The 14,429-nt window shown below is 73.3% G+C and carries 12 protein-coding genes and 2 pseudogenes; 4 read left to right on the top strand and 10 right to left on the bottom strand.

Annotated elements, in window-relative coordinates; genetic code table 11:
- Positions 1 to 7: 7 nt before the first annotated feature.
- Both E1265_RS21985 and E1265_RS21980 read right to left on the bottom strand, forming a co-directional pair.
- Complete coding sequence (locus tag E1265_RS21985; protein ID WP_243741003.1) at positions 8 to 2,359, bottom strand: ATP-binding protein; 2,352 nt, start codon at positions 2,357 to 2,359, stop codon at positions 8 to 10.
- Positions 2,360 to 2,488: 129 nt separating this feature from the next.
- Positions 2,489 to 3,226 carry a Crp/Fnr family transcriptional regulator gene (locus E1265_RS21980; RefSeq protein ID WP_132932538.1) on the bottom strand — a complete coding sequence of 246 codons (738 nt, stop codon included), beginning with the start codon at positions 3,224 to 3,226 and terminating at the stop codon, positions 2,489 to 2,491.
- 150 nt (positions 3,227 to 3,376) lie between these two features.
- Between E1265_RS21980 and E1265_RS21975 the strand changes: the two genes are divergently transcribed.
- Positions 3,377 to 4,114 (top strand): hypothetical protein, encoded by a 738-nt coding sequence (locus tag E1265_RS21975; RefSeq protein ID WP_243741002.1) that lies wholly within the window; start codon positions 3,377 to 3,379, stop codon positions 4,112 to 4,114.
- A gap of 140 nt (positions 4,115 to 4,254) precedes the next feature.
- Here the strand turns inward: E1265_RS21975 and E1265_RS21970 are convergent.
- The 6 genes and pseudogenes from E1265_RS21970 to E1265_RS21945 form a co-directional block, all read right to left on the bottom strand.
- Positions 4,255 to 4,578 (bottom strand): annotated as a pseudogene (locus E1265_RS21970) (iron chelate uptake ABC transporter family permease subunit); the annotation flags it as partial.
- Between the two features lie 371 nt (positions 4,579 to 4,949).
- Entirely contained in the window at positions 4,950 to 5,546 is a 597-nt protein-coding gene (locus tag E1265_RS21965; RefSeq protein ID WP_132932536.1) for an ATP/GTP-binding protein, read from the bottom strand.
- Positions 5,527 to 5,901, bottom strand: a complete 375-nt coding sequence (locus E1265_RS21960) for a DUF742 domain-containing protein (RefSeq protein ID WP_132932534.1) — start codon at positions 5,899 to 5,901, stop codon at positions 5,527 to 5,529. The genes E1265_RS21965 and E1265_RS21960 overlap by 20 nt, the downstream gene beginning before the upstream one ends.
- Before the next feature lie 11 nt (positions 5,902 to 5,912).
- Positions 5,913 to 6,338: a roadblock/LC7 domain-containing protein gene (locus tag E1265_RS21955; protein WP_132932532.1), complete on the bottom strand. Its 426-nt coding sequence runs from the start codon at positions 6,336 to 6,338 to the stop codon at positions 5,913 to 5,915.
- Positions 6,335 to 8,689 carry a nitrate- and nitrite sensing domain-containing protein gene (locus tag E1265_RS21950; protein WP_132932530.1) on the bottom strand — a complete coding sequence of 785 codons (2,355 nt, stop codon included), beginning with the start codon at positions 8,687 to 8,689 and terminating at the stop codon, positions 6,335 to 6,337. The genes E1265_RS21955 and E1265_RS21950 overlap by 4 nt, the downstream gene beginning before the upstream one ends.
- 402 nt (positions 8,690 to 9,091) lie before the next feature.
- A complete protein-coding gene (locus E1265_RS21945; RefSeq protein WP_132932528.1) occupies positions 9,092 to 10,123 on the bottom strand; it encodes a helix-turn-helix domain-containing protein in 1,032 nt (343 codons plus the stop codon).
- Between the two features lie 164 nt (positions 10,124 to 10,287).
- Between E1265_RS21945 and E1265_RS21940 the strand changes: the two genes are divergently transcribed.
- On the top strand, positions 10,288 to 11,649 hold the full coding sequence (locus E1265_RS21940; RefSeq protein WP_132932527.1) for a hypothetical protein: 1,362 nt from the start codon (positions 10,288 to 10,290) through the stop codon (positions 11,647 to 11,649).
- Between the two features lie 309 nt (positions 11,650 to 11,958).
- Positions 11,959 to 12,363, top strand: a complete 405-nt coding sequence (locus E1265_RS40360) for a TerD family protein (RefSeq protein WP_132932525.1) — start codon at positions 11,959 to 11,961, stop codon at positions 12,361 to 12,363.
- Here E1265_RS40360 and E1265_RS21930 read toward each other — a convergent pair.
- Entirely contained in the window at positions 12,355 to 12,879 is a 525-nt protein-coding gene (locus tag E1265_RS21930; RefSeq protein WP_132932523.1) for a Pycsar system effector family protein, read from the bottom strand. The two genes, E1265_RS40360 and E1265_RS21930, sit on opposite strands and share 9 nt — an antisense overlap.
- A gap of 166 nt (positions 12,880 to 13,045) precedes the next feature.
- Here E1265_RS21930 and E1265_RS21925 point away from each other — a divergent pair, with 166 nt between their 5' ends.
- Positions 13,046 to 13,714, top strand: a complete 669-nt coding sequence (locus tag E1265_RS21925) for a Crp/Fnr family transcriptional regulator (RefSeq protein WP_132932521.1) — start codon at positions 13,046 to 13,048, stop codon at positions 13,712 to 13,714.
- A gap of 20 nt (positions 13,715 to 13,734) precedes the next feature.
- Here E1265_RS21925 and E1265_RS21920 read toward each other — a convergent pair.
- A pseudogene (locus E1265_RS21920) lies at positions 13,735 to 14,429 on the bottom strand (hypothetical protein); the annotation flags it as partial.

Raw genomic sequence — 14,429 nt, 5'->3', positions numbered from 1 at the left:
GGGCGGGTCAGGGGCCCGACAGGCGGGTCAGCGTGTACGAGCCGCAGGAGTAGCACTCGGCGCCCTCGTCGAGGTAGACGGCCTCCATCAGCAGCTCGGCGGTGTCCCCGCCGGCGTCGAGGGTGATGATCTGGGCGCCCTCGCCGATGACCTGCCCGCACGAGCCGGTCGTGACGTCGTAGATCGGCACGGTCGCGCGGTAGCTGCCGCCGTTCTCGGTGAACTCGGTGGTGTAGGCCTCCCCGCAGAGGTCCACCCCCGTCACGGAGTAGGTGCCGGAACCGGCCTCGACGAACTCGGTCACGCCGCCCTGGTCGTCCTGCCAGGTGCCGGCGAGGCCGCCGGCGGCCGGCTGCTCGTCGGAGTCCGACTGCTGGGCGACGACGAGGCCGCCGATGGCGAGGGCGGCGGCCGCGGCGACGGCCGCGAGGATGCCGGTGGCGGCCGAGGCCGCCGTCGCGCTCGTGGCGCCGCCCAGCGCGGCCTCCGACACGCCGGGCGGCGGGGCCATGGGCGGTGGCGGCGCAGTCGAGGCCGCCTGCGCGGCCCCGCTCGCCTGGTCCGGGACGTGGGACACCATGTGGTTGGCCGCGTCGGCCGCCGACTCGGAGCCGGTGCCGGGGTCGGCCGCGGGGTCGGGTCCCAGAACGCAGTCGGGCTGCGGCTGCGCCGGCTGTGGCTGCGGAGGCAGTGGGTCGACCACGTCCCAGCCCGATGCGTCCGGGCCCGGGGCGTCGCCGCCCGGCCCGGCCCCCCCGCCGTCCAGGCCGCCGGGATCGACGTCGCCCCAGGCGTCGGGCGGTGTCTCCGGCGGGGAGTCCGGCAGCGCGTCCAGCGGCTCCGGATCAACCGGCGCATTCGGCGGTGGCGGGGGCGCGAACTGCTGCGCGCCGGCCGCCGCGCCGGCGCCGCCGTCGTCGCCCAGCAGCCGCCACAGCGCCACCGCCTCCGCGAGCAGCACGCCGGCGAGGACCCGGCGGCCGGTCAGCAGGGCGCGCACGCCCGCCTCGTGCGTGAAGTACGCCCTGGCCCGGTCGTCGTTCGTCCGCCGCGCGGCGTCCCGCCCGAGCCCGAGCAGCCGACCCCACGCGCCGAACCGCAGTGACCGCGCGAGCGCGGGGGAGGCAGCCCACGTGACCCGGACCGCGAGTTCCGGGTGCCCGGTGCGTTCCGCCAGCTCGGCCGCGACCTCGAACGCCCGCGCGTGGCCGGCGACCTGCTCCGGCGTCGTCCCCGGATCCGTCGCCCACCGGGCCAGGTGCTCGCACAGCCGGGTGATGGAGAACGGCCCCTGGTTCCGGCGCCGCAGCGCCGGCTTGACGTCGGGAGCGGCCCGGAAGCCGAGCTCCGTGCTCTCGACCAGACCGAGCTCCGCCAGGCGCCGGCACAGGGCCGCCGGGTCCGCCACGTCCGTCAACGCGCCGACGTGCACGGGGTCGACCTCGGCGTCCCGCAGCGTCGCCAGGAGCCGTAGCGCGTCGGTCGTCCCCGCGTCGAGCTGGTCGAGGAGCAGCGGGACGAGGTCCGCGACCGCGCCCGGCCGGGGCAGCACCACCGCGCCCGAGGGATCGGTACGCGCCAGGGCCGCCGCGCGCAGTAGCGGCAGGGGACGCCCGCCCGCCGCCCGGCACAGTTTGACGGCCGCCTGGTCGCCCTCTCCGAGGGACCGGCCGAGCTCGCGGCCCAACAGGCTGAGCGCGGCGTGGCGTTGCAACCCCCCGATCTCCAACGCCACGCCCTCGCCAAGCAGCGACCGGTCACGACTCGCGAACACGAAGGTCGCCTTCGGTGCCGCGTCCATGAACTCGCGCAGCTGCTCGGCGGTCCACTCGACGTTGTCGACGTACACCGTGACCGCCACCTCGGCCATCAGCCGCTTTGACTCGGTGCCCGTCGGGGCGTAGCCGGCCGCGTCGTAGCACGCGCTGAACAGTTCGTGGGCCAGGTCAGCCACCTCGCGGTGGGCCGCCGACAGGAACAGCACGCCGTCCGGCCCTGGCGGCAGCGTGTGCGCCGCGTGGCGCAGCAGTGTGCTCTTGCCGACGCCCGGCGGTCCCCACAACTGCACCGGGCCGCCGCGCGGCACCGTCTGGGCCAGCAACGCCAGTTCGGCGTCCCTGCCCAGCGGGACGTCCTGCGGCCGAGGCAGCAGCTCGACCCGCTCCCGGCGCACCGGGCGCGGCCGTTCGCCCTCGCGCAGCAGGGTCACGGTCGACCCGTGCCGGGCGTCGATCACGACGTTGTAGTCGCCGGCGACCACCGGCCCGTCGGCGTTCCCCCCGATGTCGATCCGGTACACCGCGCGGCGCTCGTCCGGCTCCGCCGTGCCCGCCGAATCCGCCGCGTCCGTTGAATCCATGGTTGCCCCCGTTCCGCTGGTCGTGCCTGGCCGACAGCTCCGTCAGGCTAGCGATCGTTCCGTCAGGAAAACCCGTCAAACGACGGCATCGGTCCCCTTGCCATGACTCCGTTCGCCATGACGTCGTCCTCACCGCTCGGCGAAGGCGAGCGAGCCGAGCAGCGCCAGGTCCTCGATCCGGATGGTGCGGTAGCCCGTGCTCACCACGCCCGACTCGCGGAGCCGGCGCAGCGCCTTGTGCACGCTGGGCTCCGCCGCCCCCGACAGGGACGCCAACTCCGGCTGGGTGATCGGCCAGCGGATCACCGCCCCGGCGCCGGCGCGCTCCCCGTAGGTCAGGGCGATCTGGTGGAGCACCCTGGCCAGCCGGGTGGCGACGTCGCACCCGGTGAAGTCGACGCGGTGGGCGTTGGCGACCCGCAGCTTCGCGACGATCGACTCGTGCACGGCGTGCGCGACGGTGGCGTCGTTCCGCAGCAGGTCGAGGAAGGCGCTCCTGGCCACCCGGCGCGCGGCGACCCGGCCGCAGGTGGTGACCGTCGCCGAGCGGGGAAGCCCGTCCACGGCCGCGAGCTCGCCGACCAGGTCGCCGCCCATCCGGACGGCGAGGAGCGCGTCCCGGTGGTCCTGGGTGCGGGCGGTCACCTTCACCACCCCGCGGAGCAGGACGAACACGTGTTGGTCGGTCCGGTCCGACTCCCACATGAGGACGTGATCGGCCGGATAGCTCGCCAGGGTGCCCAGCGAGAGCAGCCGGTCGCGGGCGTCCGCGGCCAGCCCGCCGAGCAGGCTCGGCGCCGGCCAGTCCCGCACCGCGCGCGGCCGCGGCCGCTCGCTCCCACGCCGTGGTGCGCGGTCGTCCACCATGACCCCCTTCTCCAGGAAGCAGTGTGCGCCCCCGAGCCCCCGCGCGCCGGGTCTCTCACAGAGAAACCCCGTATTCCGACGGGTTCTTCGCGACTCGATCGAGGCACAGTGGGAGGTGTACGCCTGACGTGTCGTCGTGAGGGGGAACAGGTGGAGTACCGAGCCATGGTGGCGCTGGACATCGAGGGCTCGGCGGGGCGCGGCAACGAGGCCCTGCTGACGATCCGCGAGGTGCTGGCGCGGTCGGTGCGCGAGGCCCTCGCGCTGAGCGGGGTCGACTGGGACGCGTGCCTCCGCCACGACCTGGGGGACGGCCTGCGCGTGACCGTGCCAGCCGGCACGTGGAAGGCCCGGCTGATCCACCCCTTCGTGCCCGAACTCGCCGCCCGGCTGCGCGCCCACAACCGGACGGCCGGCGAACTGACCCGCGTCCGCGTCCGGATGGCGCTGCACGCCGGCGACGTCCGGCTCGGCCCGGACGGCGAGGTCGCCGGCGGCGCGCTCGAGACCCTGGCCCGCCTCCTCGACGCCCCCCGGGCGCGCGCCGCGCTGGCCGAGGCCCCGCCGAGCGTGCCCGTGGCGTTGCTGGTCTCCCGGCACTTCCACGACGAGACGGTGCGGCACGGCTACCCCGGCATCGATCCGGAGGACTTCAGGCGAGTCTCCGTCACCGCCAAGGAGTTCACCGCCGACGCCTGGCTCCACCTGCCGGGCCACCGGGCGGCGTCGCCCCCGCCGGAGGAGCCGGCCGCCGCCGGTCACGCGCCGGCACCCGCCGCGGAGGGCGCCGGCACCCACTACCAGATGACCAACCGGGCCTCCGGCCACGGCGTCATCAACGCCACGCAGCACGGCACCCAGCACGTCTACGTGGGCCGCACCCCGTGACCCCCAAGGGCGACGCGGTGGCCGACCAGCGGACCCCGGAGCCCGCTCATCTCCACCAGACCAACGACGCCAGCGGCCACGCCAGGCTCTACGCCGTCCAACGCGGTACCCAGCACGTGCGCCTCCCGGGCCACCCGGCGCTACCCGCGGGCGCGGTGGAGGAGCCAGAGGAAGTACGGCGCGCCGATGACGGCGGTGAGCAGCCCCGCGGGTAGCTGGTCGGGGGCGATGACGCTCCGCCCCGGGAGGTCGGCGAGGACCACGAGTGTGCCGCCGATCAGCGCCGAGGCGGGGATCACCCAGCGGTGGCGCCGGCCGAGCAGCGTGCGCGCGGCGTGTGGCGCGACGAGCCTGACGAAGCCGACCGCGCCGATCGCGGCGACGGCCGTCCCGGTCAGCACGACGCCGCCGCCGAGGAGGGCGAACCGGGCCAGTGGCACGTTCAGGCCCAGGACGTGCGGGGTTCCCTGGGCCAGGCGGCTCGCCAGCCAGACGCGTTGGAGCCGGCCGCCGGACAGACTGTCCACGGGCCGTGGCGCGAGTCCGGTGATGCCGCACATCCCCATGATCCGCCCGACGATCGCGGCGCCCCGCCTGTCGGCGGAACCCCACCGCGGGCGGTGCGGATGCCGGCCGTGCTCGCCCACCTCGCGCACGGTCACCCGCCCGGCGGTCAGCCGGACCGAGGCGTCGTCGACGACAGCCGTGCCACGACAGCCGGCCCGGACGCCCTCGGCCCGGTCACCGGGCCGGCCTTTCCCGGGATCACCGTCACGCAGGGCAAGGCAGCCTTGCCTGGTGTGGATCCCCCGTCTCGAAGGGCGGGCGGCCGTTGTCAGCGAACGGCCGACATCCGCGTCGCCATGGTGTGTTCGAGGAGGGTGATCAGGGCGAGCTTGCTGGACTCGCGGGAGCGCGCGTCGCACATCACCACCGGCACGCGCGGGTCGAGGTCGAGCGCCTGGCGCACCTCGTCGGTGTCGTAGTCGCAGGTGCCGTGGAAGCGGTTGACCGCCACGACGAACGAGGTGCCGCGGTGCTCGAAGTAGTCGACGGCGGGGAAGGAGTCCTCGAGCCGCCGGGTGTCGGCCAGCACGATGGCCCCGAGCGCGCCGAGGGCCAACTCGTCCCACATGAACCAGAAACGGTGCTGCCCCGGGGTGCCGAAGAGGTAGAGCACCAGGTCCCGGCTGATCGTGATCCGGCCGAAGTCCATGGCCACGGTCGTGGTGGTCTTCCCCTCCACCCCGCTGAGGTCGTCCACGCCCTCGCTCGTCTTGGTGATCACCTCCTCGGTCCGCAGCGGGGAGATCTCGCTGACGGAACCGACCATGGTGGTCTTCCCGGCGCCGAACCCGCCGGCGATCAGGATCTTGACCGCCGTCGGGAGACCGCCGGGACCGGGATACGGCTCATAGCCTGCGAATTCCATCGAGCACCGCCTGAAGAAGCTGGATGTCCGGGGCCTCCGCCAGCGCGATCGGCGCGCGGGTCTGGATGGCCCCCATGTCGAGTAGGTCTCCGAGCAGGACCTTGGTCACTGTCACGGTCATGTCCAGCCGAGCGGAGATCTCGGCGACGGAGAGCGGGCCGCCCGCGCACATGCGCAGGATCCCGATGTGCTCCGGCTCGAGACCGGGCCGCGCGGTGTCGGGATGCGTGGCGACGATCAGGGTGATGAGGTTGAACTCGTCACGGCTCGGCCGGGTCCGGCCGCCGGTTCTCGCGAACGAGCGCACGATGGGGCCAGCGTCCACGTCCCACCATGATTCCTCCGGTCCGGACATGGGGCCTCCCCTCAGGAGGACGACGGCGAGACCGCTGCTGCCTGCCGCGGCGCCGCGGCGAGGTAGTCACCGACCCGCTTGACGATCAGGTTCATCTCGTAGGCCACGAGGCCGACGTCGATGTCGGCCTCACCGAGGATGGCGAGGCAGGCGCCTTGTCCCGCGCCCGTCACGAACAGGAAGAGGCTCTCCAGCTCGACGATCGTCTGCCGCACGGGCCCGCCGCCGAAGCGCAGCCCGAAGCCCTTGGCCAGGCTCTGGAAACCGGAGGCGACGGCCGAGATGTGCTCGGCCTCCTCGCGGCCGAGGTCGTGCGAGTGGGCGATCACCAGGCCGTCGGCCGACAACACGAGGGCGTGCCTCGTCCTGGGAACCCGACGCACGAGGTCGTCCAGCATCCAGTTGAGGTCGGTGACCTGTTTCGGCATCTGCGTCATCGCGGGTCCCACTGCCCTTCTCGGGTCGGCCAGTCTCCGGCCACGTCGTCTTGTCTGCCATCAGGTTCCCGCTCCGCGTCGGCACGCCCCCGGTACGACTGGCGCTGGTACGTCGACATCAGGCGGCGCGCCTCCTCGGCCGACCGCTCCCGGGGGGCCGCCTCGGGCGCCGGGGTCGCGGGATGGAGCAGTTGCGGTTGCATGCTTGCCTGGCGCACCCGGCGCGGCAGCTGCTTCGGCGCGCGCTTCCGCGGTTCCTGGGACACCGGCTCCGGGGGGTCGTCGCGCAGCGGCGCGACGTTGTCGGGCAAGCGCGGCTCCTCCCGGCGGGGCAGCGTCGCCACCGCCTCCGCACGCGGTCGCGTCGTCTCCCAGGACGGTGGCGTCGCGGGCTGTCCGGCGTCGCGTGTCCACGCGGGCGAGCCCGTCGAAGGCCGCGTGCCGCCCGCCACCGGTGCCGCCGTCCCGACCATCGCCTCGGCGCGGTCCGGGTGTTGGGCGTCGGGCTCGACCTCCTCGAGGAGGTCCGTCGGGGCCAGCACGATGGCCGAGGTCCCCCCGTAGGGTGAGGGGCGCAGGGTGATCGAGATGTTGTGGCGGGCCGCCAGCCGCGCGACGACGAACAGGCCGAGACGGGTGTCCTCCGTGAAGCCCATGACGTTGAACTCGGGCGCCGCCGCCAGCAGACGGTTGGCCTGCTCGCGCACCTCCTCGGCCATGCCGATGCCGCGGTCCTCGATCTCGATCCCGAGCCCCTTGGGCACGACCTCGGCGCGGATCAGCACGCTCGTGTGCGGCGGCGCGAACGTCGTCGCGTTCTCGACCAGTTCGGAGAGCAGGTGCATCATGTCGCCGGCCACCGGGCCGGCGAGCGTGACCTCGGGTATCCCGGCCAGCTTGACCCGGGAGTAGTCCTCGGTCTGGGCGGCCGCCGCGCGCAGGATCTCGGTCAACCGCACCGGACGACGCCAGCGGCGGGCGGGCATCGCGCCGCCGAGGATGGACAGGTTCTCGGAGTTGCGCCGCATCCGCGTGGCGAGGTGGTCCACCCGGAACAACTCGGCGAGCAGATCGGGGTCCTCCTCGTTACCGCGCTCCAGCGTGTCGAGCAGCGCGAGCTGACGGTGCACCAGGCCCTGGCTGCGCTGCGCGAGGTTGAGGAAAACCCGGCTGATGCCCTCGCGGGTCTCGGCCTGCTCGATCGCCGCGCGCACGGCGATGCGCTGCGCCGTGGCGAACGCGCCGGCGACCTGCCCGATCTCGTCCGAGCCCTGCTCGATCTCGGGGACGGCCTCGGCGAGTTCGACCTTGTCGCCCTGCTGTAGCCGGCCGATGATGGCGGGCAGCCGCTCCTCGGCAAGCCGCAGCGTCGCCCTGCGGAGCTCCCGGAGCCGCCGGATCAGCGCCCGGGACACCAGCACGGAGATCAACACGGCCAGCGCGATGGCCAGCAGGGCTCCCACGCTGGTCAGGATCACGGAGGTCATCAGGTCGTCGACCCGGTCGTTGGCGAAGCCGACCGCGAAGTCCACCTGGTTCAGGGTGAGCTGCTGCATGCTCGCCGCCACCTGGAGCATCGAGGCCTGCCACTCCTCGAAGGCGGGCGAGATCCGACCGGACAGCACGGCCGAGTCCTCGGCGTCGACCAGCGTCGACCACTCGGGGCCCGCGGTGATCGCCTGGTAGTTCTCCGCCTGCGCCCCCCGAAGCGCCGGCGCCACCACGCCCCACTGCTCCCGCTGCACGCCGACGAGCCCGGTGAGTTGCCGCTGCTCGGCGGCCGACATGCCGTCGGGCGACGAGAGGCCGGCGGACAGCACCGCGTTCTGCCGGGCGAGGCTCTCCAGCGCGCGGAACAGGTCCGCAGCGGTCGTCCCCTCGTTGAGCGCCTCGGAGTCGTTGGTCAGCCGGGCCTCGGCCTCGAAGTACGTCATGCCGGTGCTCACGGCGCCGGTGTAGAACTCGTACGCCTCGGCGTGGTTCACGGCCCTGGCGTCGACCTGCTGCCGGAAGTCCGGCAGCATCGCGAAGCCCTGGCTGATCCGCCCGAAGATCTCCTGGAGGGCCGGCGGGTTGTTCTCGACCACCGGCTCCGCGGCCACGCTCATCGCGGCGAGCTTCTGGTCGGTGTCCGCGCGCTGCTGCTCAAGCGCCTCCCGGTCCGCCTCCGGCTGGGACAGGTAGATCATCGACAGCCGACGCTCCTCCTGGAGCGCCACCATCGCGGTCACGCCGTTGACCCCCACCGCCTCCACGTCCCGCACGGTCTGCCGCAGGTCGAGTGCCTCGTTGAACCCGGCGACCGTGTACGTGCCCCACAGCGCCGTCAGGGCCAGGCTCGGGATGAGCACCAGGACGAGGACGCGGGCCCTGATCGACCAGGGCCCCCGACGTCCACGCGGCCGGAGCGGGCCCCGGCGGGCCGCGCGCTGCCTGGCCCGGCCACGCCTCGCGCGTCCACCGGCGTGCGACGGGGCCTCGGGCCCCCGCCAGTCGGGCGGCGCGGGTGAACTCACGGTGGGGGCTGCCTCGGCGTCGTGCGGTGGTTCGGACTGCAAGTCGAAATCCCCTGAGCGGTGGACAACCGGAGCATGGGCTGGGACACCCCGTGCGACATCGGCGCCCAGGATGGTGGACCCCGGCGCGCCGATGTCCACGATTCACGAACACGGAGTCGTCGATTCCCGAACGGGGGTTTGCCGCCTGCGCGCCCGCCGCACGCCCGTTGCGCGCCGGTCGTCTCGGGGGACCGCCTACCCCCCGGACCGGCCGCGGTGCTCCCCGCCGGCCTGGGACCGCCGGTAGTCGCTGGGCGTCACGTCGTAGAAGTGGCGGAACATGCGGGCGAAGACGGTTGGGTTCTCGATGCCGACGGACCGGGCGATCGCGGCGATCGGGCGCTGTCGTCGCTGCGGGCTCGCCAGGCTCCTGCGAGCCTCCTCCATGCGGGTCTGACGAATGTACCTGGCCGGTGACGTGCCGCTTTCCCGGAAGACGAGCTCGACGTAGCGCACGGAGACCCCGAACGCCGCCGCCACCACCTTCGCGGAGAGCTCGGGATCGGCGATGTGCCGCTGTATGAAGTCCCGCATGCGCAGGAGTTGGGCGTGGTGACCGAGGAGCCCGTTCACCCCCGCCTGGTCGGTGAGCTCGTCGGACCGCAGCACGGAGAAGAGCAACTCACGCAGCACGTAGCCGAGTTCCGGCAGTAACCCCGGATCGAACCGCTCGCCGCCGGCGTGCACCTCCGCGAGCGTGGCCCGCAGCACGCGCAGCACCGGATTCTGGGCGGCGATGCGGCGCCCCACGCGTTCCCTGCTGGCCGGCAGGACCCGTGCCACGTCCGCACGAGGCAGCGTCAGCACCAGGTGGTGGGCGCGCTCGGCGGCGCTCAGCTGGAAGGGCGCCGTGCTGTCCAGCAGGACCGCGTCCCCGCGACCCAGCTGGGACTGGACGTCTCCACAGTGCGACGCGCTGTCCTCCAGGGCCATCGAGAGCAGGTAGAAGTCGTCCTGGTTGCCGACGAGCATCCTGGGCGCGCGCACCACCCGCACCGGGTCGGAGCCGACGTCGGTCAGCGTCAGGCATCCCAGGTCGAGCTGGCGCAGCCAGCCCGTGTAGCCGTCGCCGTCCCCCGTGCCGCCGATCGGGATCGCGTCGAGTCTGATCAGGCAGTCGCGCAGCATCCCTCGCCAGGCGTCGACGTCGGGTGACGTGCCACCGACCAGTTGGGTCCGCTTCGGCGCGGCGGCCGCGTCGGACGGCGTTCCGTGGGACGTGCTCATCGCACGGTCCTTCCTTCGTGGGGGTCGGACGATCCAGAAATGTACAGAGCGGGTGCGCGGATGGTCGGTTCAGGTGAGGGCCGAAAGTTCACCATGTTCTCCGCCGCTCCCCTTCCGGGGCGGTCGCAGCGGCAGTGCGCGGAAGCCGCTAACAGGAGGTGGAGATGCGCAGGGCCGCCGTACTCGGGGGCAGCATCGCGGGGCTGTTGGCCGCGCGGGTGCTCAGCGACCACGCGGACGAGGTGGTCGTCCTCGAACGGGACGACGTCGCCCTCGCCGGCGCGTTCGGGGGCGGCCGGGATCCTCGGCCTGGTGTCCCGCAAGGCACCCAGATGCACGCGCTGTTGGACGCGGGCCGCCGGCGGATCGACCAGTGGTTCCCCGGATTCTCCGCCGAACTCGTCGCCGGGGGAGCCGCGCTCGCGGACACCGGGACGGACGTGCACAGTTACCTCGACGGCCGGCGCAAGGTGCTGGTCGGCGGCGTGGAGATGGTCAGCGCCACCCGTCCCTTCCTTGAGGCGCACCTCCGCCGCCGCACGCTGGCGCTCGACAACCTGCGGCTGGTCAACGGCCGCGTGCGGGGGCTGACCTTCACCGGCGACCGGGTGAGCGGGGTGCGGTACGCGGGCGCGGGCGGCGAGGACGTCCTGGCCGCCGACCTGGTCGTCGACGCGACCGGCCGCGCCAGCCGGATCGGCGCCTGGCTGACCGAGGCGGGCTGGCCCGAGCCGCCGATGCGGCGCATGCACGTGGACCTCGGCTACGCCACCGCGCTGTTCCGCCGCCCCGAGGGGCCGCACGGCGCGACGCTGGCGCAGTCCCTCGCGGCCATGCCGGACGGCCGGTTGCGGCTCGGCACCCTCGGCCGGGTCGAGGGAGACCTGTGGATCGTCCTGGTGGCCGGGTACGCGGACGACCGCCCGGCACACGGCATCGACGAGTTCCTGCTGCGCTGCGCGCAGGACCCGGCGGCACCGTTCCGTCAACTCGCCGAGGACGCCGAGCCGATCGGCGAGCCGGTGACCTACCGGCACCCGGACAACCGACGGCGCGACTTCCACCTGCTCGACCGGTTCCCCGCCGGACTCGTCGCGGTCGGCGACACCATGGCCTCGTTCAACCCCATCTACGGCCAGGGCATGTCATCGGCCACGATGCACGCCTCGTGCCTGGAGTCCTACCTCGGGTCCGGACGCTCCCCGCGCGATCCGGCCTGGTCGTACTTCAAACAGGTCCGCGCCGTCGTGGATGACGCGTGGCAGACGTCCGCCCTCAACGACCTGAAACTGCCGCACGTCACCGGACCACGCCCCCGGGGATTCAAGGTCGCCTCCCGCCTCAGCGACCTCATCGTCCGGGCCTCGGTGACCGACCCGGTGATACACCGCCGCTTCCTCGCGGTGGCGCACATGCGGTCCCCGGCGAGGACGCTGATGCGCCCCGGAACCCTCCTCCGCTCCGCCCGCGCGGTCCGCAGACAGACCACCACACCGGCCGAAGCACGGCTCGACGCGGCGGTGTGACAGCGGGCCGTGGGCGCCGGGCGGGCCGCCGCCGCGTGGGCGCCCGACCACACGCGGCCGGAGTGACGTGGCTTCATCACCTTCACACCATGGGCGCACCACGTCGGGTCAGGTTGAGCGGAATCTCGGCCGAAAGGCGCCGAAGTGGTCGATGCGCGACACGGCCGGACAGCAGTGTGCAACTGCCGGGCAAGACGCCGACCGCGGAGGGGAAGGTTGGAGTACCTGCGGCTGTCGTTGGCCGACGCGTCCGGTGAGAGTCTGCTCGCTTCGGCAGCGACGACATCGACTCGGTGAGCGTGGTCATTCGTGGAGCTGTACCGCCGTGGCGAGGCGTGGGAGTTTCGCGCGATCAGGCAGGGCTATGACAGTGGCCTCGCCGGCCTGGCGACGGACTTCGGTGTCGACATCGAGGACGACTCGGAGGAAGCGGGGGAGCGGTCACTCGCCGCACTCGTAGCGGCTCCCCGGAGCGAGGAACTGTCGAGTTACCCGCCCCGTCCCGGCGGACGAACCGCCCCCTCCTCTGGCTCTCGCCGCCGTGAGCGTGCCCGCCCCGCACGCCGGCGACGATGCTGTCACCGCTCCGAAGAAGCAGACGACGTGCCCAGGACCGCGCGAGAAGGCCACTCTCCCCAAGCTGGCCGAGAAGTCCCTGGCGGAGGACCGGCCGGACGAGCCGCCCGCACTCACTCCCCGGACCGTTCAACCTGATGCCAGGGCCGTCACCAGGCAGGCCGCGCCGAGGGCCCAGGCGGTGAGGCCGGCGCGGATGCAGCGGTGTTTGGCGGTGATGATGGCGCTGGTGTTGTCGAGGGCGATGGTGAGGCCGGCGAGCGGGTCGGCCTCGGTGTTCCGAAGGGCCTCAGGCAGCTGGCCGGTCCGCGCGGCGCGGCGGACGTCGAGGAAGTAGGTGACGGGCTGGTCACGCTGCCATCGGCTCCGCCGGTAGCGGGGGAAGGTGGCCACCAGCAGGAAGGCCAGGGCGACCACCCAGCCGGCGCAGCCGGCCCACCACAGGAAGGCGGCCCAGGCCGCGCCGGGCACATGAGCGCCGCTCGCGATCACGCCGCTACACACCCCGACCGCGCCGATGAGAATCGACGCCTTGTTGTCCGACCGACCGATCTCCTCACGCATCTCGGCCAGCAGGCGTTCGCCGGCCATCACCCCGGGCACGGACGACGGTTGAGCGGCGGTCGGCTCGGGTCGGGGCTCTCGTGTCTCCATGGGGCCGCATCCCTTCCCGCTCCGGGGTTCGCGTGCCCGGAGCCTCTCGTGGTGGCGCGCCGTCCCGCCCGGGAGGCCGCGGGGCGTCTCCCGCCGGCTGGCTACGATGAGCCGGGACTGGCGGCGTTAGGTCGAACGGGCGGGCGGGTAAACGAGTGGCGTGCACATGACCTTCTGGTCGTTGCTGGAACGGCCGGCGCGAGAGAGCCTGGCGCGTGTCGGCGGGCGCGAGGGATTCGACGTGGGGGCGACGCTGCTCAAGGAGTACGACGTCACCGATCATCTGCTGGTGATCGAGCGAGGATGCGTGAAGGTCACGGCATCTACCAGCGACGGTTACGAGGCCGTGCTGGCCCTGCGCGGCGTCGGTGACCTGCTGGGCGAACAGGCCGGAGCTGATGGCCGACCGCGTTCGGCGTCCGTGGTCGCGCTCACCTACGTCAGCGCACTGTCTCTGCCGCTGCGGGCGTTCGAGGGCCTGATGAAGACCGACCCGTCGATCGCCCGAGCGCTGCGGCGCGTTCAGTCGGAGCGGCTGCGCCAGGCAGACCGGCGTGGCGTCGCAGCCGGGGGCGAGGACACCAGGCGGCGACTGGCGGCCCTGCTGCTCGACCTCGGCCACCGGTACGGGCGGGCCGCCGCGGCGGGCGGGGTGGAGATCACGTTGCCGCTCTCCCAGGACGACTTGGCCGGCCTCGTGCTCTCCTCGCGGCGCACCGTCAGTCGGATCCTGGAGCAGTGGCGTGGCCAGGGGTGGCTGGCGACGGGGCGGTTGCGCCTGCTGGTCCACGAGCCGGACGCGCTCAAGCGAGAGGCGGGCGAAGGGCCGGCCTGACGAATCGCCGGAAGGCGTCATCACACGTCGTCCCAGGAGAGGACGGTCAGGTCGTACTCCTCGGCGATGGGGCTCCACGCCTCGACGAACTCCGTCTTGGCCGCGGTGGCCCGCTCGTTGGCCTCCTCGGCCTCCGCCCAGTGAGGGGAGGCGGTCAGGGCCTGATCGCACGACGCCTCGTCGGCGAGCCGAGCATACGCTCGGTCGGCTTCGGCCGATGCGCCCCATGCCTCGCGGAGGGCGCGCTCCAACCCGTCGCCGTCGGCAAGCTCGTCGAGGGCGAGCGCGTCGAGGGACTCCAGGCGCGTCGTTCGGTCGTCGGCAGCTTCCATGAAGGTCTCCTTCGCCTCCGCCAACTGGTCAGGCGGGACGTCGGGGCAGGCCAGCAAGGACTGGACGGCCTCGGCGACCGTGTCGCGGGTTCCGGTGTTCCAGGTCAGCAGTGCGTCCAGGTCCTCCGCCTGCCCCCGCGCAGTGGTGGGCGGCGTGTAGTCGGCGCCCACCACCTCGTTGTCTGTGCCCGAGAGGAACGAGCCCAGAGCGTCGCCGACGCTGCGCCACGAGGAGGACACAACATGGAAGACGATGTACAGCGTCGCCAGGAGCAGCGCCAGCGTCGCGACCACCCCGGCGCACGTCGCCCGTGGGCCTTGGGCGGGCTGCGGCCCGGCGATCGGCCTGACTGGGGTAGCCGGGCGGGGCGGCGGCGTCGGTG

Source organism: Streptomyces sp. 8K308 (assembly GCF_004348315.1).
GTDB lineage: Bacteria > Actinomycetota > Actinomycetes > Streptomycetales > Streptomycetaceae > Streptomyces.
This window is presented reverse-complemented; position numbering and strand designations above follow the sequence as displayed.

What these genes read in the sequence shown, in the direction of transcription:
- E1265_RS21980 (WP_132932538.1), bottom strand. Translation starts at nt 3,226, where the DNA reads ATGGTGGACGACCGCGCACCACGGCGTGGGAGCGAGCGGCCGCGGCCG.
- E1265_RS21940 (WP_132932527.1), top strand. Translation starts at nt 10,288, where the DNA reads ATGCGCAGGGCCGCCGTACTCGGGGGCAGCATCGCGGGGCTGTTGGCC.
- E1265_RS21925 (WP_132932521.1), top strand. Translation starts at nt 13,046, where the DNA reads ATGACCTTCTGGTCGTTGCTGGAACGGCCGGCGCGAGAGAGCCTGGCG.
- E1265_RS21960 (WP_132932534.1), bottom strand. Translation starts at nt 5,901, where the DNA reads ATGTCCGGACCGGAGGAATCATGGTGGGACGTGGACGCTGGCCCCATC.
- E1265_RS21955 (WP_132932532.1), bottom strand. Translation starts at nt 6,338, where the DNA reads ATGACGCAGATGCCGAAACAGGTCACCGACCTCAACTGGATGCTGGAC.
- E1265_RS21965 (WP_132932536.1), bottom strand. Translation starts at nt 5,546, where the DNA reads ATGGAATTCGCAGGCTATGAGCCGTATCCCGGTCCCGGCGGTCTCCCG.
- E1265_RS21985 (WP_243741003.1), bottom strand. Translation starts at nt 2,359, where the DNA reads ATGGATTCAACGGACGCGGCGGATTCGGCGGGCACGGCGGAGCCGGAC.
- E1265_RS21945 (WP_132932528.1), bottom strand. Translation starts at nt 10,123, where the DNA reads ATGAGCACGTCCCACGGAACGCCGTCCGACGCGGCCGCCGCGCCGAAG.
- E1265_RS21930 (WP_132932523.1), bottom strand. Translation starts at nt 12,879, where the DNA reads ATGGAGACACGAGAGCCCCGACCCGAGCCGACCGCCGCTCAACCGTCG.